General features: G+C 68.7%; 26 protein-coding genes. 13 read left to right on the forward strand and 13 right to left on the reverse strand.

Going from position 1 to position 23,797, the window contains the following annotated elements; all coding sequences use genetic code 11:
- The first annotated feature begins 10 nt into the window (after positions 1-10).
- Positions 11-1,234 carry a menaquinone reductase gene (gene menJ / locus MSZK_RS06585; RefSeq protein ID WP_099246087.1) on the forward strand — a complete coding sequence of 408 codons (1,224 nt, stop codon included), beginning with the start codon at positions 11-13 and terminating at the stop codon, positions 1,232-1,234.
- Positions 1,235-1,367: 133 nt separating this feature from the next.
- Positions 1,368-2,933, forward strand: coding sequence for an NAD(P)/FAD-dependent oxidoreductase (locus MSZK_RS06590; RefSeq protein WP_099246089.1), 1,566 nt, complete (start codon positions 1,368-1,370; stop codon positions 2,931-2,933).
- A gap of 61 nt (positions 2,934-2,994) precedes the next feature.
- Here the strand turns inward: MSZK_RS06590 and MSZK_RS06595 are convergent, their stop codons facing one another.
- Both MSZK_RS06595 and MSZK_RS06600 read right to left on the reverse strand, forming a co-directional pair.
- Entirely contained in the window at positions 2,995-3,612 is a 618-nt protein-coding gene (locus MSZK_RS06595; RefSeq protein ID WP_099246091.1) for a haloacid dehalogenase type II, read from the reverse strand.
- Between the two features lie 9 nt (positions 3,613-3,621).
- The gene (locus MSZK_RS06600; RefSeq protein WP_099246093.1) at positions 3,622-4,311 is read right to left on the reverse strand and encodes a demethylmenaquinone methyltransferase; all 690 of its coding nucleotides are present in this window, start codon (positions 4,309-4,311) and stop codon (positions 3,622-3,624) included.
- Positions 4,312-4,367: 56 nt separating this feature from the next.
- Between MSZK_RS06600 and MSZK_RS06605 the strand changes: the two genes are divergently transcribed.
- On the forward strand, positions 4,368-5,192 hold the full coding sequence (locus tag MSZK_RS06605; protein WP_099246095.1) for an SDR family oxidoreductase: 825 nt from the start codon (positions 4,368-4,370) through the stop codon (positions 5,190-5,192).
- On the opposite strand, the gene MSZK_RS32595 is transcribed toward MSZK_RS06605, so the two are convergent.
- Entirely contained in the window at positions 5,193-5,357 is a 165-nt protein-coding gene (locus tag MSZK_RS32595) for a hypothetical protein (protein WP_199203220.1), read from the reverse strand.
- Between the two features lie 135 nt (positions 5,358-5,492).
- The gene (locus MSZK_RS06610; RefSeq protein ID WP_099246097.1) at positions 5,493-6,632 is read right to left on the reverse strand and encodes a glycosyltransferase family 1 protein; all 1,140 of its coding nucleotides are present in this window, start codon (positions 6,630-6,632) and stop codon (positions 5,493-5,495) included.
- Between the two features lie 118 nt (positions 6,633-6,750).
- Between MSZK_RS06610 and MSZK_RS06615 the strand changes: the two genes are divergently transcribed.
- Both MSZK_RS06615 and MSZK_RS06620 read left to right on the forward strand, forming a co-directional pair.
- The gene (locus MSZK_RS06615; RefSeq protein ID WP_099246099.1) at positions 6,751-7,401 is read left to right on the forward strand and encodes a nitroreductase family protein; all 651 of its coding nucleotides are present in this window, start codon (positions 6,751-6,753) and stop codon (positions 7,399-7,401) included.
- Between the two features lie 29 nt (positions 7,402-7,430).
- Positions 7,431-8,093, forward strand: coding sequence for a thioredoxin domain-containing protein (locus tag MSZK_RS06620; protein ID WP_099246101.1), 663 nt, complete (start codon positions 7,431-7,433; stop codon positions 8,091-8,093).
- On the opposite strand, the gene MSZK_RS06625 is transcribed toward MSZK_RS06620, so the two are convergent.
- The 7 genes from MSZK_RS06625 to MSZK_RS06655 form a co-directional block, all read right to left on the reverse strand.
- On the reverse strand, positions 8,054-8,557 hold the full coding sequence (locus MSZK_RS06625; protein ID WP_371411298.1) for a DUF3592 domain-containing protein: 504 nt from the start codon (positions 8,555-8,557) through the stop codon (positions 8,054-8,056). The two genes, MSZK_RS06620 and MSZK_RS06625, sit on opposite strands and share 40 nt — an antisense overlap.
- 17 nt (positions 8,558-8,574) lie before the next feature.
- Positions 8,575-10,200, reverse strand: coding sequence for a 2-succinyl-5-enolpyruvyl-6-hydroxy-3-cyclohexene-1-carboxylic-acid synthase (menD, locus tag MSZK_RS06630; protein ID WP_099246476.1), 1,626 nt, complete (start codon positions 10,198-10,200; stop codon positions 8,575-8,577).
- 42 nt (positions 10,201-10,242) lie between these two features.
- Entirely contained in the window at positions 10,243-11,031 is a 789-nt protein-coding gene (locus tag MSZK_RS06635; protein WP_099246105.1) for an alpha/beta fold hydrolase, read from the reverse strand.
- Complete coding sequence (locus MSZK_RS06640) at positions 11,028-11,771, reverse strand: DJ-1/PfpI family protein (protein WP_099246107.1); 744 nt, start codon at positions 11,769-11,771, stop codon at positions 11,028-11,030. The genes MSZK_RS06635 and MSZK_RS06640 overlap by 4 nt, the downstream gene beginning before the upstream one ends.
- A gap of 11 nt (positions 11,772-11,782) precedes the next feature.
- Complete coding sequence (locus MSZK_RS06645) at positions 11,783-12,730, reverse strand: GlxA family transcriptional regulator (protein ID WP_099246109.1); 948 nt, start codon at positions 12,728-12,730, stop codon at positions 11,783-11,785.
- A 63-nt stretch (positions 12,731-12,793) separates the two neighbouring features.
- Positions 12,794-13,939, reverse strand: a complete 1,146-nt coding sequence (locus MSZK_RS06650) for an LLM class flavin-dependent oxidoreductase (protein WP_099246111.1) — start codon at positions 13,937-13,939, stop codon at positions 12,794-12,796.
- Between the two features lie 49 nt (positions 13,940-13,988).
- On the reverse strand, positions 13,989-14,873 hold the full coding sequence (locus MSZK_RS06655) for an SDR family oxidoreductase (RefSeq protein ID WP_099246113.1): 885 nt from the start codon (positions 14,871-14,873) through the stop codon (positions 13,989-13,991).
- 76 nt (positions 14,874-14,949) lie between these two features.
- Between MSZK_RS06655 and MSZK_RS06660 the strand changes: the two genes are divergently transcribed.
- Complete coding sequence (locus MSZK_RS06660; RefSeq protein ID WP_099246115.1) at positions 14,950-15,504, forward strand: TetR family transcriptional regulator; 555 nt, start codon at positions 14,950-14,952, stop codon at positions 15,502-15,504.
- Between the two features lie 81 nt (positions 15,505-15,585).
- On the opposite strand, the gene MSZK_RS06665 is transcribed toward MSZK_RS06660, so the two are convergent.
- Together MSZK_RS06665 and MSZK_RS06670 are read right to left on the reverse strand one after the other, a co-directional pair.
- Positions 15,586-16,539, reverse strand: a complete 954-nt coding sequence (locus MSZK_RS06665) for an o-succinylbenzoate synthase (RefSeq protein WP_099246117.1) — start codon at positions 16,537-16,539, stop codon at positions 15,586-15,588.
- On the reverse strand, positions 16,540-18,108 hold the full coding sequence (locus MSZK_RS06670) for a long-chain-fatty-acid--CoA ligase (protein ID WP_099246119.1): 1,569 nt from the start codon (positions 18,106-18,108) through the stop codon (positions 16,540-16,542).
- 98 nt (positions 18,109-18,206) lie between these two features.
- On the opposite strand from MSZK_RS06670, the gene fadD8 reads away from it, so the two are divergent.
- The 7 genes from fadD8 (at position 18,207) to MSZK_RS06705 (ending at position 23,794) form a co-directional block, all read left to right on the forward strand.
- Positions 18,207-19,808: a fatty-acid--CoA ligase FadD8 gene (fadD8, locus tag MSZK_RS06675; protein WP_099246478.1), complete on the forward strand. Its 1,602-nt coding sequence runs from the start codon at positions 18,207-18,209 to the stop codon at positions 19,806-19,808.
- Positions 19,809-19,833: 25 nt separating this feature from the next.
- The gene (locus MSZK_RS32600) at positions 19,834-20,376 is read left to right on the forward strand and encodes a hypothetical protein (RefSeq protein WP_199203221.1); all 543 of its coding nucleotides are present in this window, start codon (positions 19,834-19,836) and stop codon (positions 20,374-20,376) included.
- Between the two features lie 20 nt (positions 20,377-20,396).
- Positions 20,397-21,086, forward strand: coding sequence for an HAD family hydrolase (locus MSZK_RS06685; protein WP_099246121.1), 690 nt, complete (start codon positions 20,397-20,399; stop codon positions 21,084-21,086).
- A gap of 16 nt (positions 21,087-21,102) precedes the next feature.
- Positions 21,103-21,582 (forward strand): nitroreductase family deazaflavin-dependent oxidoreductase, encoded by a 480-nt coding sequence (locus tag MSZK_RS06690; protein WP_099246123.1) that lies wholly within the window; start codon positions 21,103-21,105, stop codon positions 21,580-21,582.
- Positions 21,579-22,481: a 1,4-dihydroxy-2-naphthoyl-CoA synthase gene (locus MSZK_RS06695; protein ID WP_099246125.1), complete on the forward strand. Its 903-nt coding sequence runs from the start codon at positions 21,579-21,581 to the stop codon at positions 22,479-22,481. The genes MSZK_RS06690 and MSZK_RS06695 overlap by 4 nt, the downstream gene beginning before the upstream one ends.
- Before the next feature lie 71 nt (positions 22,482-22,552).
- Positions 22,553-23,398, forward strand: coding sequence for an SDR family oxidoreductase (locus MSZK_RS06700; protein WP_099246127.1), 846 nt, complete (start codon positions 22,553-22,555; stop codon positions 23,396-23,398).
- A 15-nt stretch (positions 23,399-23,413) separates the two neighbouring features.
- The gene (locus MSZK_RS06705; protein ID WP_099246129.1) at positions 23,414-23,794 is read left to right on the forward strand and encodes a VOC family protein; all 381 of its coding nucleotides are present in this window, start codon (positions 23,414-23,416) and stop codon (positions 23,792-23,794) included.
- Positions 23,795-23,797 lie beyond the last annotated feature (3 nt).

The following is a 23,797-nucleotide window of genomic DNA, read 5'->3' on the forward strand; positions in this document are numbered from 1 at the left end:
TACTGGGGGCATGGATACTCGGTCAGACGTGGTCGTCGTCGGGGCCGGGCCCGCCGGGTCGGCGGCCGCCGCCTGGGCCGCCCGTGCCGGCCGCGACGTGCTGGTGATCGACGCCGCCGAGTTCCCCCGGGACAAGCCCTGCGGCGACGGCCTGACCCCCCGCGCGGTGCTGGAGCTGCAGCGCCTCGGCCTGGGCGACTGGCTCGACGGCCACATCCGCCATCACGGTCTGCGACTGACGGGCTTCGGCGCCGACGTCGAGGTGCCCTGGCCCGGCCCGTCGTTTCCGGGCAGCGGGTCGGCGGTGCCCCGCACACAACTCGACGACCGGATCCGCAAGGTCGCCGAGGATGCCGGCGCGGCGATGCTGCTCGGTGTCAAAGCCGTCGACGTTTCGACCGACTCGCACGGCCGGGTGGACGCGGTGATCTTGGCCGACGGGTCGCGGGTGTCGTGCCGCTGGGTGATCGTGGCCGACGGCGCGCGCTCCCCGTTCGGTCGCGTGCTCGGCCGGCAGTGGCACCAGGAGACGGTGTACGGGGTGGCCGTGCGCGGATATGCGGCCTCGCCGCGGTCCTCGGAGCCGTGGATCTCCTCGGATCTCGAGCTGCGGTCTGTCGACGGGCAGGTGCTGCCCGGCTACGGCTGGATCTTCCCGCTGGGCAACGGCGAGGTGAACATCGGCGTCGGCGCGCTGGCCACCGCCAAGCGGCCCGCCGACGTGGCATTGCGCCCGCTGATCAAGCACTACACCGACCTCAAGCGGGCGTCCTGGGGCTTCGACGGGCCGCCGCGGGCGGTGTCGTCGGCGTTGCTGCCGATGGGCGGCGCGGTATCCGGCGTGGCCGGACCCAACTGGATGCTCATCGGCGACGCCGCGGCGTGTGTGAATCCGCTCAACGGCGAGGGCATCGACTACGGCCTGGAGACCGGGCGGCTGGCCGCGCAGATGGTGGAGGACGCCGGCGATCTCTCTCAGGCCTGGCCGGCGCTGCTGCAGGCGCACTACGGGCGCGGCTTCTCGGTGGCCCGCCGGCTGGGCCTGCTGCTGACCCTGCCCCGGTTCCTGCCGCTGACCGGGCCGATCGCGATGCGGTCGTCGCGGCTGATGGGAGTGGCCGTGCGGGTGATGGGCAATCTGGTGACCGACGAGGACGCCGACCTGGTGGCGCGGGTCTGGCGGGTCGCGGGCACAGGGTCGCGGATGGTGGATCGGCGCAAGCCGTTCAGCTGAGAGCCGCCACGTTGAGTGAGCGCTGACGCAGCGATCGACGGGGTTTTCGCGCCGTCAGCGCTCACTCAACGACGCGACCGTCCAAATGACAAATTTGACAAAACTTGGGCCGGATATGGCTAAGCTCCGCCGCATGACTGATTACGACGCGATCATCGTCGGGGCCGGACACAACGGCCTGACCGCAGCGGTGGTGCTGCAACGAGCGGGGCTGCGCACGCTGTGCCTGGAAGCCAACACCTACAGCGGCGGTATGGCGGCGACCGTCGAGCTGATCGACGGGTTCAAGTACGAGATCGCCGGATCCGTGCGGTTCCCCACTGCGCAGAAGATCAACAGCGAACTCGGCCTGGACACCCTGCCGACCATCGAGTCGGAAATCATGTCGGTCAACCTCGGCGAACACGGCGAGGAAGCGATGGTCTTCCACAGCGACCCGATGGCGATGATGACCCATCTCAACGAGAAACACGGCATGGAAGCCGTGATGGCGATGGCGAATCTGTACGCCTGGAGTACCGGCCCCGGCAAGGCGCTCGGCCGGTTCGACGCGTTGGCACTGCCCAAGACCATCGACGAGATGTACGCGTGTGCCGCCGACGAGAACGAACGCCGAGCAATCCACGAGATGCTGTTCGGCTCGGCGATGGACGTCATCGACCGCTTCCTGCCCGACAAGGAAAAGCACGCCGTCATCCGGGGCATGCTGGCGTTCTTGGCGGTGAACTCCACCTACCGCGGCCCGTACACCCCCGGCAGCGCAACATGTTTGGCGTTCGCGATGGCGATGCCCCCAGAAGGTGGGCAGATGACCACCAAGCTCAAGGGCGGCATCGGGGTGCTCTCCGACCATCTCAAAGCACTGTTCACCGAGGCCGCCGGACAGATCCGCTACCGCACCAAGGTCGAGCAGATCCTCGTCGAGGACGGCAAGGTGACCGGAGTTCGACTCAAGGACGGTGAAGTGATCACCGCACCCATCGTGGTGTCGAACCTCGCGCCCGAGACCACGCTGCTGGACCTCGTTGGGGTGGACCATCTTCCGTCCTCGCTGGTGACCCGCCTCGGCGGCCGCGACCACCGGGCGTCGTTCATGCAGATCCACTTCGCCCTCGATGGGCCGCCGGAATACGCCGCGCCCTACGACTTCCTGAACGCCCCCGGCATGCAGATGTCGGTGGGCATGTTCGGCTCGCCCGAAGAACAACAGCGCCAATGGGAGATGGCGCGTGCCGGTGAGGTCCCCGACAACCCCGCACTGTCGATCCAGATGCCGACGGTCGGCGATCCCGAGATGGCTCCCCCGGGTAAGCACGCGGCCAGCGTGTACGCCTACGGCTTCCCCATCGAGGCGCCGCGCGACCAACACGGCCACCTGAAAACCGTGATGGCGCAACGGGTCGTCGACAAGATCACCCGGTATGCCCCGAACTTCAAGGACATCCTGATCCGCGACATCACCTTCGCGCCGTATCACATGAACACCATGTTCGCCGCGCCCAACGGTGACTTCTGCCACGGCCTGTTGCAGCCGGAACTGATGGGGCCGAACCGGCCGGGGCCCAAGGGTTTCCTGGACGAGCCGATCCCGATCGAGGGGCTCTACCTCGGCGGCGCCGGCTGCCACGGCGGCCCGGGCATCACGTTCATCCCCGGCTACAACGCCGGCTACCAGGTGCTGGCCGACGCCGGCCGCTAGCGTTTTCTAGCGATTTCGGCGCGTTTTCCGCCGCTGAGCGAACGAAAACGCGCCGAAATCGCTACTTGCCCAGGGCATCGGCGATCGCGAGCAGGTCGGTGCCCACGATGTCGGGCTGCGGGCCGATCGGCATCAGTGCCTGGCCGGCGCGCGCCACGAACGCGCCACGACAGCCTGCGGTGAGCGCGCCGGCGATGTCCCAGCCGTGTGCGGCGACGAGACGCACATCGCGCAGCGGCACCCCGAGTGTGCTGCTGACATGCCGGTAGGCCTCGGGGCGCGGTTTGAGGGCGCGCACCGTGTCCGCCGACAGGATGGCGTCGAAAAGCGCTGTCACACCGTTGAACTCGAACTGTTCAGTCACCACCGACAGCGGCGAGTTGGTGAGCGCGACCACCGTGAAGGCGCGCAGCCGCTCCAGGGCGGGCACCACATCGGGGTGTAACGGCAGCTCCCGCATGCGGTCGGGCAGCTCATCGGCGCCGGGCAGGCCGAGCATCTCCAACGCCGCACGCTGAGCGCTCGGATAGTCGACGTAGTCGCCGGTGAGCCCGCCGACGAACGAGATCTGCAGCATCTGGGCGAACCACCGCCTGCGGTTGTCCGCGCCGCCCACGAGCTCGTCGAGCGGGCTGAGGTCGAGCAGGGTTTCGTTGACGTCGAATGCGAGGACCGGCATCCCTCCGGCCTACTCCGGTTTGACCGCCGCGTGCAAGGCGACGATGCCGCCGGTGAGGTTGCGCCAGCGCACATCCGCCCAGCCGGCGTCGCGGATCTGCCGGGCCAGCGTCGCCTGATCGGGCCAGGCCCGAATGGACTCGGCCAGATAGACATAGGCCTCCGGATTGCTCGACACCGCGCGGGCCACCCGCGGCAGCGCCTGCATCAGGTACTCCTTGTAGACGGTCGAGAACACCGGAACGACCGGGGTGGAGAACTCGCACACCACCAACCGCCCGCCGGGGCGGGTCACCCGGGCCATCTCGCGCAGACCGGCCGGGTGGTCGACGACATTGCGCAGCCCGAAACTGATCGTCACCGCGTCGAACACCGCGTCGCCGAACGGCAGTTTGGTGGCGTCGGCCGCCGCCTTGGGCACGGGCCGCGCGGCGCCGGCGCGCAGCATGCCGACCGAGAAGTCCGCCGCCACGCACCATGCCCCGGAGCGGGCCAGTTCGACCGTCGACACCGCCGTCCCGGCCGCCAGGTCCAGCACCCGGTCGCCGGGCCCGATGCCCAGCGCCGCGCGGGTCGCCCGCCGCCACGAGCGGTCCTGTCCCAGCGAGAGCACGGTGTTGGTGATGTCATAGCGACGCGCGACGGCATCGAACATCGACGCCACATCCCGGGGATCCTTGTCCAGCGTCGCGCGGCTCACGGTGCCGACGCTACCCGAGTGGGAATCATCGGCGGGCGCAGGCGTTGGCTACGACCATGAGCGAAAAAGTCTGGTTCATCACCGGCACGTCCCGCGGCTTCGGCCGGGAGTGGGCGATCGCCGCCCTGGAGCGCGGCGACAAGGTCGCCGCCACCGCCCGCGACACCGGCACCCTGCGGGATCTGGTCGCCAAGTACGGCGACGCGATCCTGCCGATCCAGCTCGACGTCACCGACCGGGAGGCCGACTTCGCCGCGGTCGCGCGGGCCCATGACCACTTCGGCCGGCTCGACATCGTGGTCAACAACGCCGGCTACGGCCACTTCGGCTTCATCGAGGAACTGTCCGAATCCGACGCCCGCGACCAGCTCGAGACCAACGTGTTCGGCGCGCTGTGGATCACCCAGGCCGCCCTGCCCTATCTGCGGGCCCAGGGCAGCGGCCACATCATCCAGGTGTCGTCGATCGGCGGCATCACCGCGTTCCCGCTCGTCGGCATCTACCACGCCTCCAAATGGGCGCTGGAGGGTTTCTCCCAGGCACTGGCCCAAGAGGTTGCGCCGTTCGGCATCCACGTCACGCTGATCGAGCCGGGCGGCTTCGACACCGATTGGTCCGGCTCGTCGTCACGTACCTCCGCAGAGTTGCCCGATTACGCCGACCTGCACCGTCAGGTCGCCGAGGCCCGCAAGCAGCGCTGGTCCAAGCCCGGCGATCCGAAGGCGTCGGCTTCGGCCATCCTGAAGGTCGTCGACGCCCCCACCCCGCCGCTGCGGGTGTTCTTCGGGGAGTCGCCGCTGCAGACAGCAAAGGCGGACTACGAGAGCCGCATCGCGAACTGGGAGCAGTGGCAGCCTGTCGCCGTCGAGGCCCAGGGGTAGCTACATCGCCTGCGCGTCGACTCTCGGTAATTGACGCGCGCGACTGGCCATGCGTTCGCTGAGGTGAATCAGGCGATCCTCGTGGCCGGCGGGCATGGTGTAAGCCAGCTTACGGAGTTCGACGGCAAACTCGCCGAGGTCTTGGCGATACGACGCGTCACTCATCAGACGTTCCCCCGTCGTGGAGAGGTGTGTTGACATTGGCGTTTTGCGTTCCCCCGCTATGGGTTTCAGTCTGCTCCAGCCCGTAAGGGATGGAAAGGTTTCTCAGCAACAATTAAGAGTACGGTACGGCGTGGCTCAGGCCGCACGGCTACGGCGACGACGGCGTCCCTCGACGCGTACCGCCTCGTAATGCCCGATTAGCTGGTCGCAGATCGCCGGCCAGGTGCGGCCGAGCACGCTGCGCCGCGCGGCCAGCGAGTAGCGCGCCCGCTCGTCGAGCAGATGATCCACCGACTGGGCCAGCCGCGACTCGAATTCGTCGACCTCCAGCAACAGTCCCGTGCGATATGGCGCCACCAGGTCCCGGGGTCCGCCCGCATTAGGCGCGACGACCGGCAGGCCCGAGGCCATGGCCTCCTGCACGGCCTGGCAGAAGGTCTCGTGCTCGCCGGGGTGGACGAAGACGTCCATGCTCGCGTACGCGGCGGCCAGCTGCCGGCCATACAGCGCGCCGGTGAACACCGCCGACGGCAGCAGCGCCTGCAACTTCTCCCGGTCGACGCCGTCGCCGACGACCACCAGCTGAAGATCGTCGCGACGGGCCAGCACCACGAGCCGTTCGACGTGCTTCTCCGGCGCCAGGCGCCCCACGAAGCCGACGATCGGCTTGCCAGCCGGTGACCACCGCGCGCGCAACCCGCCGTCGCGCGCCGAGGGCGCGAACCCCGTGACGTCGACCCCGCGACCCCACAGATGCACGCGAGGGATGCCATGGGCAGCAAGGTCTTCCATCGCCGCATGCGACGGCGCCAGGGTGCGGTCGGCGCGAGAATGCAGGTGCTTGTTCCAGGCCCAGGCCGCGCGGGAGGCGGCACCGATGCCGTAGCTCTGGGCGAACCCGGCGATATCGGTCTGGAACACCGCCACCGTCGGCACGCCGAGGAACCGCGCCGCCTGCAGGCCGCCGTACCCCAGCAGCGCCGGTGAGGCCAGATGCACGACGTGCGGGTCGAAACCACGCAACACCCGCACCATGGCGGGCCGCGGCACGCCCAGCGGAAGCGACGTCACCTTGGGAAACATCTTCGACGGCACCCGATGCACCCGGATCCCGTCGTGAATACGCTCAGCCGCCGGCTCGCCGCGCGGGGTGTCCGGGGCGATGACCAGCGCCTCGTGACCGGTGCGGCGAAGGTGCTCGAGTACCCGCAGCACCGAGTTGGTGACTCCGTTGACGTTGGGCAAGAACGACTCAGCGACAATCGCAACGCGCACACTGCGACACTGTCAGCAGCGCCTGTCAGCGAGGTTGCGGCCAGGCATACACGACGCGAAAAGCTGGTGGGATGCCTCGCGGGGATTAACGTGGGCGCAAGGCCGCGTTGCGCAGTGAATGCACAATCTGAGTCTGACCGCCGACGACGTGCTGACCACGACGAGGGCGGTGCGCCGACGCCTCGACCTCTCGCGACCAGTGCCCCGCGAGGTGATCACCGACTGCGTGCGCATCGCGACCCAGGCGCCCAGCGGACGCAACCGGCAACGCTGGGACTTCGTCATCGTCGACGATCCGGCCGTGCGCGCCAAGGTGGCGCAGGTGTGGCGCAAAGGGCTGCTCGCCCCAACCGGCCTCGCCACGACGGCAGGCAGCCGCATGGACTTGGCCGGCACCGAGTGGAACAGGATCGCCGACAGCGTCGACCGGCTGGCCACCGTGCTGGATGACGTCCCAGCGCTGCTGGTCGCCGGTGTCCGGGTGGACGGACGCGACGAGCTCAACACCATCCGCGGGCAAGCTGGTGCCTGGGGCTCGGTCCTGCCCGCCCTGTGGAGTTTTATGCTCGCCGCTCGTGAACGCGGTATCGGAACTGCCTGGACCACATGTCATCTCAGCTACGAGAAGGAGATGGCCGAGGTACTCGGCATTCCCTACGCGGAGGTCGTACAAGCCGCGCTGACGCCGGTGGCCTACACCGTGGGCACCGGCTTCCGCCCGGCGCATCGTGCCGATCCGGACGCGTTCGTCCACTGGAATTCCTGGTGAGCCGACGCGCCCGCGGGTACCGTGCCAGCATGCGGTTGTGGTCTTCGCTGGCACTCACGCTGGTCGTCCTGCTCAGCGGCTGCAGCCGCGACATCACCGGTGTGGCACAAGTGGATCCGCGCGGGCCGGCGACCGCGGTGAGCAAGGACGGCTTCGGCATCGTCGCCGGTGACCCGAACGCGCGCGTGCAGATCGAGATCTACACCGAACCGCAATGCAGCCACTGTGCGGATCTGCAGAAGGATTTCGGTGACGAACTGTCCCGGTACATGAACCTGGGCCAGCTGGTCGTCACCTACCGGCCGTTGACGTTCCTGGACGACAAGCCGGGCGGCTACTCTGACCGGGTCAGCAACGCAATGTTCCTGGCGGCCGGACCCGACACCTCCGCCAAGGCGTTTCAGGCCTTCGTCCAAGACCTTTGGGGCCACCAGGAGACGGGCGGCAAGGGGCCCACCGACACCGAGATCGCCGAGATGGCCCGCGAAAGCGGTGTCCCGCCGCCTGCCGTCGACGCGATGCGTGCGGGCAAGCCCGCGCTGGACGTGGCCGAGATGGCGAACACCAACTTCGAGTACCTCTACGAGATCGATCCGATCAACACCGGCACCCCGACCATCTTCGACCTGAACACCAACAAGACCCTCGACGTCTACGACAACAATTGGCTGTCCAAGCTGATGTCGTCCTGAGCCAGGCGACGCTCGGCCAGCACCAGACCGGTCAGCACCAGAGCGCCGATCAGCCACCCCACGACCGCGATCGAGCCGGCCGGGATGATCGCCAGCGCGGCGGTGCGGTGTTGCACCCGAACCAGATCCGGATCGCTGCGGTCGTATTCGACATAGATGCGCATACCCTCGGCGAGTTCCGACGGGTAGAGCACACCGAGCTCCGGACGGTAGGTGACCCGGTCGGGAGTGACGAACTCGATCGTCGAGCGGCGCGGCCCGGCGGACAGCACCTCGGCCTGCGCGACCCCCATGTTGTTTTCGATCTGACGGTCATTGCGCCACGCACCGGCCACCAGCAGAATCGACTGCAACGTCACCAGCCCGAGAATGATCCAGACGGCACACTTACTCCAGCGCAACACTTTTCGCTGCACAGTGTCCACGACGTCGGGATTGCGCCGGGGCAGCGCGGATTTCAGCAGGGCCGACAGCCTGCCGATCACAGCGCCGCCCGGATCGCGGCGTGCAACTGCCGCAGCGACGAACGGTCGGCCTTGACCTCCAGCACCCGCATCCCGTCGTAGGGCTCGGCGAGCGCGGGGCCCAGCTCGTCGACCTCGATCTGGCGGGCCTCGATGTGGTAGGCGCGGCACAACGCGCCGACGTCGACGTCGTGCGGAGTGCCGAAGACCCGCGACGACACGTCGGAAAATCGCGGATCGCCCTGTTCGAGCAGCTCGAAGATGCCGCCGCCGTTGTCGTTGGACACCACGATCGTCAGGTTCTTCGGGGTGGGCTCGGTGGGGCCGATCAGCAGACCGGAGCTGTCGTGCACGAACGTCAGGTCGCCGATCAGACCGATGGTGCGGCCCGAGTGTGCCAGCGCCGCACCGATGATCGTCGACACCGTGCCGTCGATGCCGGCCACCCCACGGTTGGAGCGCACCTTCACGCCCTCGGTGTTGAGCCCGACCAGCGCCGCGTCGCGCACCGGGTTGGACGCCCCGAGGACCAGTTGGTCACCCGGGCGTACCGCGTCGGCGACCGCGGCCGCCACATGCAGACCGGTGGTCAGCGGGTGCGCGGCCAGCTGGTCGCGCACGGCGGCCACCGCGTGGCGGTTGGCCTCCGCGCAGCGTTGCAGCCACGCCGGGTCGGGGGACCCGCTGGTCTGCGCCCGGGTCCCGGTGGCCTGCGAATTGCCCGAGACGTCCGGCCAGCGCGGGCCGGTGGTCAGCGCATACACCGGCAGCCCCGGGTCGGCCAGCAGCGTCGAGACCGGCCGGTGCAGCGTCGGGCGGCCCAGCATGACGACCTGGCGCGGGCGCAGCAGCGGCAGTGCCAGCGGATGCAGCGGGTTGGCGGCGTGTGGCGCGGTCGGCTCGGCGACGGTGGGCAGCGCGGCCAGGTTGGGATGCACACCGGCGCCGTGCCCGGCGATCACCACGGTGTCGGGGGTCAGGTCGATCTCCAGCGGCTGGTCGAAGACCACCGGCGGGCTGTAAGTCCACGGCTTGCCATCGGGGCGGCCGGGCGGGATCTCCGCGGAATCAGAATCCGCGTCGGGCACCAGCGGTTCGCGCAGCGGGATGTCGAACTGCACCGGACCGGCGTTGGCGGTGCGGGCGCCGGTCGCGGCGGCCAGCACCCGGCAGGTCGCCGAGCGCCACTGCGCGTTCAGCGCGGCCAGCTTGTCCGCGGATTCCTCGGCAAGACCCAGGCTGATCGCCGCGCGCACCTGGGTGCCGAAGTATCCGAGCTGCTCGAAAGTCTGGTTGGCGCCGGTGCCCAGCAGCTCGTATGGCCGGTTGGCCGACAGCACGATCAGCGGCACCCGGGCGTAGTTGGCCTCGACGACCGCGGGACCCATGTTGGCCACCGCGGTGCCCGACGTCATCGCCACACAGACCGGCGCCCGCTCGGCGACCGCGAGCCCGATCGCCAGATAACCGGCCGTGCGCTCGTCGATGCGCACGTGCAGCCGCAGTCGTCCGGCCCGGTCGGCGTCGGACAACGCGAAGGCCAGCGGGGCGTTACGGGAGCCAGGGCATAAGACGACGTCGCGCACGCCGCCGCGAATCAGTTCGTCGACGACGACACGCGCCTGGGCCGTCGATGGGTTCACCACTACAGCGTGTCACAGCGCCGGATTCTCGCCCAAAGGGCGCTAGACCAGCGTCCCGCCGAAGAAGTCCAGCATCGCGTTGTTCACGGTGTCGGGGCGCTCCAGGAAGCCGAGATGCCCGGTGTGCCCGATCTGCACGTAGCGGCCGTTGGGCAGGGCGTCGGCGACTTCGCGGCCCAGTACCGCCGGGGTCAGCACGTCGTCGGCAAACCCGATGACCAGCACCTCGTTGCGGATCGCGCGGTAGGCGCTCAGCCGGTTCTCCTTGGGGTACACCTCGAGCTGCGCGGCCAGGCCCGGGGTTCGCTTGATCGGGAACGCCGTGAACATCTCCATCCAGTCCCCGATCGCCTTCTCGTCGTTGATGGTCTTGGGCGAGAAGTTCTCCAGCACACGCACTTTCGCGGCGTAGGCGGCCGGCAGCTTGATCTCGGCCTTGGTGAGCTCGACGTCGGCGGCCCGGATGGCCTTGCGAACGCGGTCCAGGCGCCCGCGGGTGCCCATCAGCACGGCCTGGCTGACCAGCTCGGGGCGGACCAGCATCAGCTCTTGGGCGATGTAGGCGCCCATCGACATCGCCACCACCCGCGCCGGGCCACCGGCGACCTCCTCGATCAGGGCGGCGGTGTCGGCGACCATCTGCTGGGTGCCGAACCCGCCGGCGTTCTCGGTGGCCCCGATCCCCCGGTTGTCGAAGGTGATGCAGCGGTAACCCGCCGCCACGAACGCCGGGACCTGGTGAATGTGCCAGGTGCGCCCGGCGCCGCCGGTGCCGGCGATGAACAGCACCGGGTCGCCGGAGCCGTTTTCCTCGTAGGCCAGGTTGATCACCTGGCAGAGGCTACGCGCCCCCGTTTGCGCCTGCTCCGCGACCGGGCCGCTTCGATCGCGCCGGTCCACACCAACGACGTCATCGCCTTGAGCTGGGTCGGGTTGGCCAGGTCCTTGGCCATCAACGCGGCGGCCGCGGCCTTCGTCGTCGTCGAGGCCTTCGACATGTGCCCGGAGTCGAACGGCGGCTGCGGGTCGTACTCCATGGACAGCTGGATCACCTTGGCGCGTTCCTCGCCGCCGATCTGGCCGGCCAGCCACAGCGCGAGGTCGATCCCGGCCGACACCCCGGCACTGGTGACGATGTCTCCCTCGTGCACCACCCGTTCGTCGCCGACCGGGGTGACGCCCAGCGCCCTGAGCGCCGTCAGTGCCATCCAGTGCGACGTGGCCCGCTTGCCGGTGAGCAGCCCAGCGGCGGCCAGGATCACCGAACCGGAGCACACCGACGCCGTCCAGGTGGCGCTGCGGTGCGCGGTGCGCACCCAGGCCAGCAGCTTCTCGTCGCGGGCGTGCTCCATCGTCGTCATCCCACCGGGCACGAGAATGACGTCAGGGCTGGGGGTTTCGTCGAACGAGTGGGTAGCGCCGATGACGAGCACGCCGGAGTCGGCGGTGATCGGACCGGGTTCATGCCACAGGAAGCGAATCTCTGCATCGGGCAGCCAGCGCAACACCTCGTAGGGCCCGATGAAGTCCAGGGCGGTGAAGCCGGGATACAGCACTATGGCGATCTGCATGGGAATCTCCTTTATCCGAAGGTCTTGCGGTAGTGGTCCGGCGAGACGCCGACCCGGCGAACGAAGTTGCGGCGCATAGTTTCCGATGTTCCAAACCCGCAGCGCGCGGCGATCGTGACGACGGTGTCGTCGGTCTCCTCCAGCTGACGCCGCGCCGCCTCGATGCGGACCCGTTCCACGTAGGCACCCGGTGCCTCACCCACCTCCTCGGTGAACACCCGGGTGAAGTGCCGCGGGCTCATCGCGGCGCGGCGGGCGAGTTCCGAAATGCTGTGCGCGGCACCAGGTTCTGCTTCGATCGTCTCTTGGACGTCACGGATGGGCTGACGACGGGCCCTGGGCATCCACACCGGCGCGGCGAACTGGGTCTGCCCGCCCGGCCGGCGCAGATACAACACCAAATGGCGGGCGATGGTCTGGGCGACCTCAGTGCCGTGGTCGTCCTCGACCAGCGCCAACGACAGGTCGATGCCCGCGGTCACCCCGGCGGCCGTCCATACGGTCGACGAACTGCGCAGGAAGATCGGCTCGCGGTCGACGGTCACGGCCGGGAACTCGCGGGCCATCCGGTCGGCGAACGCCCAGTGGGTGGTGGCCCTGCAGCCGTCGAGTAGCCCCGCCTGCGCAGCCAGAAACGAACCGGTGCAGACGCTGACGACGCGGCGGCTGTTGGCCGCGGCCCGCTCGATCCAGGACATGGTGGCGGGGTCCTGTCGCGCGCCGTCCACCCCGGCGCCGCCGGGCAAGATCAGGGTGTCGATGCCGTGCGGGTCGGGCATCGCCTCGGCGAGGAACGCCAGCCCACTCGGGGTGCTGACGGGCTGCCCGTCGAGAGAGGCGACGTGCACGCGGTAGCCGCCCTCGGTCAGCAGGGCGGCGCCGGCGAACACGTCGTGCGGCCCGACTATGTCCAGCGCCTGCACCCCGGGGAAGCCGAGGATCACCACCGATCGCGCCATGGCGTTCAGTCTCGGCCTCCACCCGCCATGGCGTCTACGACACGTACCCCACAGATCAGGACATCACAGCTTTTTGAGCCGGCGCACGGCTTGCAGCAGCGGCAATGCCGTCATCAGGCCTTTGCCCAGGTTGCGCTGGAGCATGCCCATGTTGGCCAGCACCACGTAGCGCACCCCGCAGTCCCGCCACTGCGCGACCCGATCGACGATGTCGTCCGGGGTGCCGCACAGCAGCGAATCGCGGACCACCGCGGTCGGGATCTTCTTGATGTGCGACAGCGCGGTCTGCTCGTCCATGTCCTGCGGCAGGATGTCCTGCGCACCGGTGAAGCCGATACCCAGCGGATGCTGCGCACCGTGCCGGGCGTAGAACGCGTCCGGGGCGTTGAGTGCGGCCGACCTGATCACCTCGGAGTCCAACGCCTCGTCGAGGTCGTCGCGGTTGCGCGTCACCAACGTCATCAGCCAGATCGCCGGCGTGATGGCCATCGGGTCGCGCCCGGCGTCGGACGCAGCGGTACGCACGGCCTCCAGCCGCTGGGCGTACTCCTCGGGTGCGTGCGGGAACGCCGGATAGAAGGCGTCGGCGTAGCGGCCCACCGCCCTCAGCATCCGGGGACCGTGGGCTGCGATCCAGATCTCCGGCCACCGGCCCCGGTACGGCGGCAGATCGAACAGGGCGTTGCGCAGCGGGAAGAACGGCGAGTCGCGATTGACCAACTCGCCGTGGGAATCCCACAACGCACGGATGGTCGCCATGGCCTCCTCGAAGCGCGCGACCGGCTTGGACCAGTCCACCCCGTAGGGTTCGTTGCCCTCGCGCTCACCGCTGCCGATGCCGAGGATCGCGCGGCCTCGGGTCAACAAATGCAGGGTGGCGGCGGCCTGCGCGGTGACGGCGGGGTTGCGCCGTCCGGTGTCGGTGACGCCGACGCCCAGGCGCAGGCGTGCTCGGTTGCGGGCGGCGAGGTGGCCGAGCATCGTCCACGGTTCCAGGTACGCGTCGGCCCGCGGCAACAACTTCGCTCCGCCGCAGTAGTTCGGGTTGTTCCACAACGACCGCGGGAACAGGGCGTTCAGGTGATCCGGTACCCAGAAGGAGTCGACGCGCGCCGCGGCGGCCGCCGCATAGTTGGCCTTGGTGACGGCGTCGACGACGGGGCGCGCGGCGATGATCGGGTCCATCATGCCGACGCGAATAGATGACATTCACCGATCGTGGGCGCGACCGCGCAGGCCCACTAGCGTAGGGCGCTACTTAATCGGCGGCGAAGTAGTGCCGGTCGAGATCCTCGAGCAGTCCGACGTTGATGGGCTGCCACCCGAACCGTTGTTGGGTGATCGCACTGCTGGCCGGCATGTCGATGCCGAAAAACGCTCCGATCCAACCGAAGTGGTCGAAGGCGGCGTCCGGCGCGATGCTGGTGACCGGTACATCGAGGTGGCGCCCGAAGTTCTCGGCGATGTCCCGGGTGGCGACGGCCTGCTCACCGACCGCGTGCAGGATCGTCCCGGTCTCCGCGGATTCAGCAGCCAGCCGAAACAGCACCGCGGCATCATCGCGGTGCACCGCCGACCAGCGGTTGGTCCCGTCGCCGGGGTATGCCGACACCCCCTTGGCACGGGCGACGCCGATCAGCACGGGGATGAAGCCGTAGTCACCGTCACCGTGCACGGTGGGTGCGAGGCGCACGATCGATACCCGCACGCCGCGGTCCGCGAAGGCCAGTGCGGCGGGCTCGGAGGTGCGCGGTGATTGCGGGTTGGCCGGCTGGTCTTCGGTGAGAAGTTGGCCGGGAGCATGCCCGGCGGTGCCGCTGGTGACGACGAGTGGGCGACCGGATCCTTCGAGCGTTTCGCCGAGGGCGGTGATCGCCTGGCGGTCGAGTTCGCCGGCGTCGACGAAGTTGTCGAAATCATGATGGAACGCCAGGTGAATCACGCCGTCGGCCTGCGCGGCGCCGCTGCGCAGGCTGTCCAGGTCGCTCAGGTCGCCACGATGGACCTCGGCGCCGGCCGCGGTCAGCTTGGTCGCGGAGGCCTCCGAACGAGCCAGGCCCACCACCTGATGGCCCGCACTTATCAGTTCGGGGACCACCGCCGAGCCAACCCAGCCAGACGCTCCCGTGACGAATAGTTTCATCGCGTACCTCCATGTCAGTCACTGTCATCAACACTAGCTTTGATGTCAGCAGCTGTCATCACAGTAAAATTCCCCCATGAGTCGCTGGGAGCCGGACGCACAGGGACGCCTGCAACAGGCGGCCCTGGCGTTGTACTCCGAGCGCGGGTTCGATCAGACCACCGTCGCCGAGATCGCCGAGCGGGCCGGGCTGACGGAGCGGACCTTCTTCCGGTACTTCGCCGACAAACGTGAGGTGCTGTTCGCAGGCCAGCGACCGCTGCTCGAACAGTTGACGAAAGGTGTTGTCGAAGCGCCCGATTCGGCTGGTCCCTTGGATGCCGCAAGTGCGGGACTGCAAGAGGGCATGGCCTTCCTCAGCGCCCGTCGTGAGGGATCGCGGCTACGGCAGGCCGTCATCGACGCGAACCCGGCATTGCAGGAACGCGAGCTGGCCAAGCGCGCCGCGATGGCCGCCGCTCTGGTCGACGGGCTGCTGCACCGCGGTGTCGCCGAGGCGACCGCCCGGGTGGCCGCCGAAACCGCCGCGGCAGTCTTCGGGCTTGCCTTCGAGCAGTGGCTGGCCGCCGACGACCACGATCTGGCGTACTTCGTGCGCCGCTCGATCGCCGAGCTCAAGGCGCTGGTCTAGCGTTCGCCGAGATCGACGTTTTGGCGCGATCTTCTCGCGAATGTTCTGCCAGATGTCGGTTTGGGCGACAGGGGCCCCCGGTCAGAGCAGGGCGTGACAGGCCCGAACGCGATCGACCCACCAGTCCCGGCGCTCGGCAGGCGCGGCGAGCGCCGCCAGCCGTGCCGGGTCGGGCGTCACGTCGCCGACCGGCAGGCCGCCGTCGACCGGCGCGATGTCGGCGACGTCCTCGACGAACAACCCGCCGGTGCCCAGCCCGCAGGCGTGCTCGAGTCGCGGCAGCGCGGCCGCGGCGGCCAGCCCGGCGGCGATCCCGACCGCGGTATCCAGGGCACTGGAGATCACCACCGGGATGTCGATCTCGGCGGCGATGTCCAACAGCGCGGCCACCCCGCCGAGCGGCGCCACCTTGAGCACGGCGACATCCGCGGCCCGGGCCCGCACCACCGCCAGCGGGTCGGCGGCCTTGCGGATGCTCTCGTCGGCGGCCACCGCGACCCGCACCCTCCGGCGCACCTCGGCGAGTTCAGCCACCGTCTTACACGGCTGCTCCAAATACTCCAGCGGGCCGTCCGCAGTCAGCGCCGCCGCCGCGGCCACCGCCTCCTGCACCGTCCACCCGCCGTTGGCGTCCACCCGCACCGTCGGGATCACCTCCCGCACCGCGTTGACCCGGGCGACGTCGTCGGCCAACGTCTGTCCCGGCTCGGCCACCTTGACCTTGGCCGTGCGCGCTCCGGGAAACCGTTCCAACACCTGCGGCACCTGTGTGGCGGGCACCGCCGGAACCGTAGCATTGATCGGCACCACCGAGCGAACCTCGGGAGGCCTTGCGCTGTAAGCGGATTCGATTGCCGAGGCCAGCCAGTGCGCGGCCTCGGGCGGCTGATACTCGACGAACGCGCCGAATTCACCCCAGCCGCACGGCCCGTCGATCAGGGCCGCCTCGCGAACCATGATGCCGCGGAAGCGCACCCGCATCGGCAGCGCGACAACGTGCAGACGCTCCAGCAGCTCGTCGACCGGCGGGAGCATTCAGATCGCGCGGTCGCGGTTTTCCCAGTACGGCTTGCGCAGATCGCGCTTGAGCAGCTTGCCGGTGGGGTTACGCGGCAGCGCCTCGGAAATCTCCACGCTGCGCGGGCACTTGTAATGCGCCAGATGCTCCCGGCACCAAGCGATGAGTTCCGCTTCGGACGTGCTCTGCCCGCCGGACAATTCGACGACGGCTTTCACCGTCTCGCCCCATTTGTCGTCGGGAACGCCGAACACCGCCGCGTCGAGCACCGCCGGATGATCGGTGAGCACCCGCTCCACCTCGACGGAGTAGATGTTCTCGCCACCGGAGATGATCATGTCCTTGAGCCGGTCCTCGACGAACACGAAGCCGTCCTCGTCGACGCGGCCGATGTCCCCCGACCGGAACCAGCCGTCGTCGGTGATCGCCGACGCGGTGGCGTCCGGCTTGTTGTGATAGCGCAGCATCAACTGCGGTGTGCGGAACCATAATTCGCCGGGCTGCCCGGACGGCATCTCCGCACCGGTGTCGGGGTCGACGACCTTGACCTCGACCTCCCGGGCGGGCTGCCCCGCGCTGACCAGACGGTCGGGGCGCGACTCGTCGCGATGCACCTCCGGCGAGAGCTGGGTGATCGCGCCGCACACTTCGGTCAACCCGTACACCTGGATGAAGTCGGTGTCGGGCCAGGCCTTCAGCGCAGCCTTCAACAACGCCGGCGGCATCGGCGAGGCGCCATAGACGAACGTCTTGAGAGCGCTGAAGAGCTTGATCGCGTCGTCGCCGGACTCCAGCACCTTCGCCAGCACCGCGGGCACCAGGAACGTGCGATTGGCGCCCTGCAGGATCGCGCCCGCCAGCGCCGCACCGTCGGCCTCGCGGGTGATGATCGTCGGGATGCCGGCGTGGATGCCGTACTGCACATAGGACGAGCCGCCGACGTGGAACAGCGGCATCGCCACCATGTTCTTGTCGTCGGGACCGAACTCGAATGTGCCGGCATTCAATGTGTGCGCCAGCAGGTTTCGCTGGCTGAGCGTCACACCCTTGGGGTGGCCGGTGGTGCCCGAGGAGTACATGATCAGGCACGCGTCGTCTTCGGTCACCTCAGCCGAGCGGCCGACCGGGCTCGCCGCGGCCAGCATGGCCTCGTATTCGTCACCGGCCCCGCCCTCGGGGGTGACCTCGATGACGTGTTGCACGTGGACAAGCTGGTCGCGGATCTTCGCGATGGCCGGCATCAGCTCGGCGCCGACCACCAGCACCTTGGCGCCGCAGTCGTTGAGGACGTAGTCCATCTCCTCGCCGGCGAGGCGGAAGTTGATGATCGCCGCCGCTGCGCCCAGCGACGCCGCGGCCAGCGTCACCTCCACACAGGCCGGGTGGTTCTTGTCCAGGAAGGCCACCACGTCGCCGCGGCCGATACCCCGCTCCGACAGCGCGCCCGCGCACCGGCGGATCCGGTCGTACCACTGCGACCAGGTCCAACTGCGGTTGCCGTAGACGATCGCCTCGTTGTCGGGCGTGTGCTCGGCCCAGTAGGCGGGCCGGTCGTCGAGGAAGCGCGGTTGCGGGGGTTGTTGCATACCGCACAGGGTGCCATGCCCGCTGGATCGCGGGCTCAAAACGGCGCGGCCGACGGTTCCCTTCCATCAAATCTGGAACACGTTCTAGTGTGGACCGCATGAGTGATGACCTCCTTCGCCATCCCATTCATTCCGGACACCTGACCGTGGGCGCGCTCAAGCGCAACAAGAACAAGCCCGTGCTGCATCTGGGTGACACCACGCTGACCGGCGGCGAGCTCGCCGACCGCATCAGCCAGTACATTCAGGCGTTCGAGGCGCTCGGCGCGGGCACCGGCGCGACGGCGGGACTGCTGTCGCTGAACCGGCCCGAGGTGCTGATGATCATCGGCGCCGGCCAGACCCAGGGCTACCGGCGGGTGGCACTACACCCTCTCGGTTCGCTGGACGACCACGCCTACGTGCTGAACGACGCCGGAGTGACGTCGCTGATCATCGACCCCAATCCGATGTTCATCGAGCGGGCCCAGGGCCTGCTGGAAAAGGTGCCCGCCCTCAAGCAGGTGCTGACGCTGGGCCCGGTTCCCGACGCGCTGGCCGACTCGGCGGTCGATCTGATCGCCGAGGCCGCCAAGTACCCGCCGAAGCCGTTGAAGGCCGCCGACCTGCCGCCCGATCATGTCGGTGGCATGGCCTACACCGGCGGCACCACCGGCAAGCCAAAGGGTGTGCTGGGCACCGCACAGTCGATCACCACGATGACCACCGTGCAGCTCGCCGAGTGGGAGTGGCCGGAGAACCCGCGGTTCCTGATGTGCACCCCGCTGTCGCATGCCGGCGCGGCGTTCTTCGTGCCGACCGTCGTCAAAGGCGGCGAACTGGTGGTGCTCACCAAGTTCGACCCGGCCGAGGTGTTGCGGGTGATCGAAGAGCAGAAGATCACCGCCACCATGCTGGTGCCGTCGATGATCTACGCGCTGATGGACCATCCCGATTCGCACACCCGGGACCTGTCCTCTCTGGAGACGGTGTACTACGGCGCCTCGGCGATGAACCCGGTGCGCCTGGCCGAGGCGATCCGCCGGTTCGGCCCGATCTTCGCCCAGTACTACGGGCAGTCCGAGGCCCCGATGGTGATCTCGTATCTGGGCAAGAAGGACCACGACGAGAAGCGGCTCACCTCGTGCGGTCGGCCCACCCTGTTCGCCCGGACCGCGCTGCTCGACGCCGACGGCAACGAGGTGCCCCAGGGCGAGGTCGGCGAGATCTGCGTGTCCGGTCCACTGCTGTCCGGCGGGTACTGGAACCTGCCCGAGGAGACCGCCAAGACGTTCAAAGACGGCTGGCTGCACACCGGTGACATGGCCCGCGAGGACGAGGACGGCTTCTGGTTCATCGTCGACCGGGTCAAGGACATGATCGTCACCGGCGGTTTCAACGTGTTCCCTCGCGAGGTGGAAGACGTCGTCGCCGAGCACCCAGCCGTCGCGCAGGTCTGCGTCATCGGCACCCCCGACGAGAAGTGGGGCGAGGCCGTCACCGCGGTGATCGTGCTGCGTCCGGATCATCCCAGCGACGAGGAGTCGGTGGCGAAGGTGACCGTCGAGATCCAGGCCGCGGTCAAGGACCGCAAGGGCTCGGTGCAGTCCCCCAAGCAGGTGATCGTCGTCGACTCGGTGCCGGTGACCGCGCTGGGCAAGCCGGACAAGAAGGCCGTGCGGGCGCAGTTCTGGGAAGGATCCTCGCGCGCCATCGGCTGACGCCTTGTCGGGCGCATAATGGGTGATGCTGTCCCGGATCATCCCGCTCGAGTACCTCAAAGAGCGAGACGTGATGTTCTGGCTACCGCCCGGCGGCCAGGACAACGAGATCTGGGCAGACACCTGGGTGATCATCGCCGAACTCGACGCCGCTGACGCCGACCCCGTCCTGGACCTCCTGCGCGACAACGACATCGGCGGCTACATCGCCACACCGAGCGGGCGCCGGGGAGCACCCGGACCCGGCCGCCAGCTCTACGTGGACCGCGAGCAACACAGCAAGGCCGCCGACGTGCTGATGCTGTTCCTGCGTTCCCGGAACCAGCCGGCGCTCCCGGCGGGGGCGACGCGCAGACCGGCGCGCAGCGAGCCTGCGGTCCACACGGTGCGGCCAGGGTGGCTGCGCGTCCTGGTGATAACGCTCAAGATCGTTGCCGGGGCGGCGTTCATCGCACTGTTCCTGCTGCTCATGTACCACCAGGGCCCGCGCTTGTTTCCGACCGTGCATCCACCGCAGCACCCGGTGTCCAACACCGACGCACCTGCCATGACCGACGGTCGCCCCTGAACCAGTGCGACGATGGTGCCATGCCCACCACCGCCGTCCTCTTCGACTTTTCTGGCACCCTGTTCCGTCTTGAGGAGGACGACAACTGGTTCGCCGGGATGGAGCTGATCGACGACGACGGCCGGCGAGCAATCGACGACCACGCCAAGGCAGAACTGATGGAACGCCTCACCCATCCGACCGGTGGATCGGTGACCAGAACCGAGGATGCCTACCGCGCGTGGGTCAACCGTGATCTCGAGCCGGCCCTGCACCGCGAGGCCTACCTGCACGCGCTGACCGACGCCGGCCTGCCCGATGTGCATGCCGAGACGCTGTACCAGCGCGCGATCGACCCCGCGTGCTGGGTGCCCTACCCGGACACGGTCGAGGTATTGCGGTCACTCAAGGCCAGCGGGCTGCGCACCGCTGTGGTCTCCAACATCGCGTTCGACATCCGCCCGGCGCTGCAGGCAGCGGGAGCCGAGTTCGACGAAATCGTCTTGTCCTTCGAAGTCGGCGCGGTCAAACCCGATCCCCGGATCTTCCAGATCGCGCTGCAACGTCTCGGCGTATCCGCCGGCGAGGCTGTGATGGTCGGCGACAGCGAAGAGAACGACGGCGCCGCCCGCGCGCTGGGCTGCGATTTCATCCTGGTCGATCCGCTGCCGGTCGCCGACCGCCCGACCGGGCTGATCGACCCACTGCGCGACCGCGGCATCGAGGTCTAGGCGTACGTTCTTTGCCATGGCCGACTCCGAGCGCATCAGGCCGCCGTGGTGGCTCAAGCCGATGAACAAGGTGTTCATGGCGGTGATGCGCATCGGCATCCCGTTCGGCGCCGAAAGCCCGATGGTGCTGACCGTGGTCGGACGTAAGTCCGGCAAGGCGCGGTCCACGCCGATCACCCCGTTCACCGTCGACGGCAGGCGCTACGTCGTCGGCGGCTTCCCGGGTGCGGACTGGGTGCGCAACGCCAGGGCCGCCGACGTGGCCACCCTGACCCAGGGCAAGCGCACCGAGCGGGTGCGGATGGTGGAACTGTCCGCCGACGACGCCCGCCCGCTGCTGCGGGCCTTTCCCACGCTGGTGCCCACCGGGGTGAGCTTCATGAAGAATGCCGGTCTGGTCACCGAGGGCAGACCAGAGGAATTCGAGGCACTGGCCGGTCGCTGCGCGGTGTTCCGATTCGACCCAGTAACCCAGGATGGAGATCAAACCCCTTGACCGACAACCCCTTTGACCCGTCACAGTGGAAGACCATCGACGGCTTCGAGGACCTGACCGACATCACCTATCACCGGCACGTGTCCGACGGAACGGTGCGGGTGGCCTTCGACCGGCCCGAGGTGCGCAACGCCTTTCGCCCGCACACCGTCGACGAGCTCTACCGCGCCCTCGACCACGCCCGGATGTCGCCCGACGTCGGCGTGGTGCTGCTGACCGGCAACGGGCCGTCGGCCAAGGACGGCGGTTGGGCGTTCTGCTCGGGCGGCGACCAGCGCATCCGCGGCCGCAGTGGCTACCAGTACGCCGCCGGTGAGACCGCCGAGACCGTCGACCCTGCCCGCGCCGGGCGGTTGCACATCCTGGAGGTGCAGCGGCTGATCCGGTTCATGCCCAAGGTGGTCATCTGCCTGGTCAACGGCTGGGCCGCGGGCGGCGGGCACAGCCTGCACGTGGTGTGCGACCTGACGCTGGCCAGCCGCGAACACGCCCGGTTCAAGCAGACCGACGCCGACGTGGGCAGCTTCGACGGCGGCTACGGCAGCGCGTATCTGGCCCGCCAGGTGGGCCAGAAGTTCGCCCGGGAGATCTTCTTTCTCGGCCGCACCTACACCGCCGAGCAGATGCATCACATGGGTGCGGTCAACGAGGTGGTCGACCACGCCGAGCTGGAGAACGTAGCGGTGCAGTGGGCCAAGGAGATCAACGGCAAATCGCCTCAGGCCCAACGCATGCTGAAGTTCGCCTTCAACCTGCTCGACGACGGGCTGGTGGGGCAGCAGCTGTTCGCCGGGGAAGCCACCCGGCTGGCCTACATGACCGACGAGGCCGTCGAGGGCCGGGACGCCTTCCTGGAGAAGCGCGACCCCGACTGGAGCCCATTCCCCCGCTACTTCTAGCGATTTCGGCGCGTTTTCCGCCGCTCAGCGAACGAAAGCGCGCCGAAATCGCAACCTCGAGGAGCCCGGCCGTGAATCCTTTGCGCCGACTGACCGACGCCATCGCCCTGACCGGCATGCGCCCGCCGCTGAGCATGCCCACCGGGGTCAACATCGACCTGCGCGGCAAGCGGGTGCTGATCACCGGCGCCTCGTCGGGCATCGGTGCCGCGGGCGCCGAACTGTTCGCCGCGCGGGGCAGCGAGGTGGTGATCGTCGCCCGGCGCGCCGACCTGCTCGGTGAGGTCGCCGAACGCATCACCGCCGCAGGCGGATCCGCGACCGCGCTCCCCTGCGACCTGTCCGATCTCGACGCCGTCGACGCCCTGGCCCGCGACGTCGGCGTGGTCGACATCTTGGTGAACAACGCCGGCCGGTCGATCCGCAGGCCGCTGGCCGAGTCGCTAGATCGCTGGCACGACGTCGAGCGGACGATGATGCTGAACTACTTCTCGCCGCTGCGGCTGATCCGCGGACTGGCGCCGGCGATGATCGAGCGCGGCGACGGCCACATCATCAATGTCGCGACGTGGGGCGTGTTCAGCGAGGCCTCCCCGCTGTTCGGGGTCTACAACGCGTCGAAATCGGCGCTGAGCGCGGTCAGCCGGGTCATCGAGACCGAATGGGCCGGCTACGGCGTGCATTCGACGACGCTGTACTACCCGCTGGTGGCCACCCCGATGATCGCGCCGACCAAAGCCTACGACGGTCTGGCCGCGCTGACCGCCGAGGAAGCCGGGCAGTGGATGATCGACGCCGCCCGGCACCGCCCGGTGCGGATCGCCCCGCGCATCGCCGTCACCGCCCGCGCACTCGACGTCGTCGCGCCCGGTGTGATCAGCCGGGTGATGAAGCGTCAGCGCCTGCAGCCCAACTGAGGTAGACACGACGGCATGGAGATCCTCGCGAGCCGGATGCTGCTCCGGCCGGCGGATTACGCGCGCTCGGTGGCGTTCTACCGCGACGCGCTCGGCCTCGCGATCGCCCGCGAATACAGCGGTGGCATCGTGTTCTACGCCGGGCAATCACTGATCGAACTGGCCGGCCATGGCGCGTCGGAACATTCGGTCGGGCCGGCATCGCTGTGGCTGCAGGTCCGCGATCTGTACGCCACCGAGAAAGAACTCGCCGGACGCGGGGTCGAGATCGCGCGAGCGGCCCGTCGCGAACCGTGGGGACTGCACGAGATGCATGTCATCGACCCGGACGGGATGACGTTGATCTTCGTCGAGATCCCCGAGGACCATCCGCTGCGCCGCGACACCCGCGGCTAGCGG

This window comes from Mycobacterium sp. shizuoka-1, assembly GCF_002723835.1.
Lineage (GTDB): Bacteria > Actinomycetota > Actinomycetes > Mycobacteriales > Mycobacteriaceae > Mycobacterium.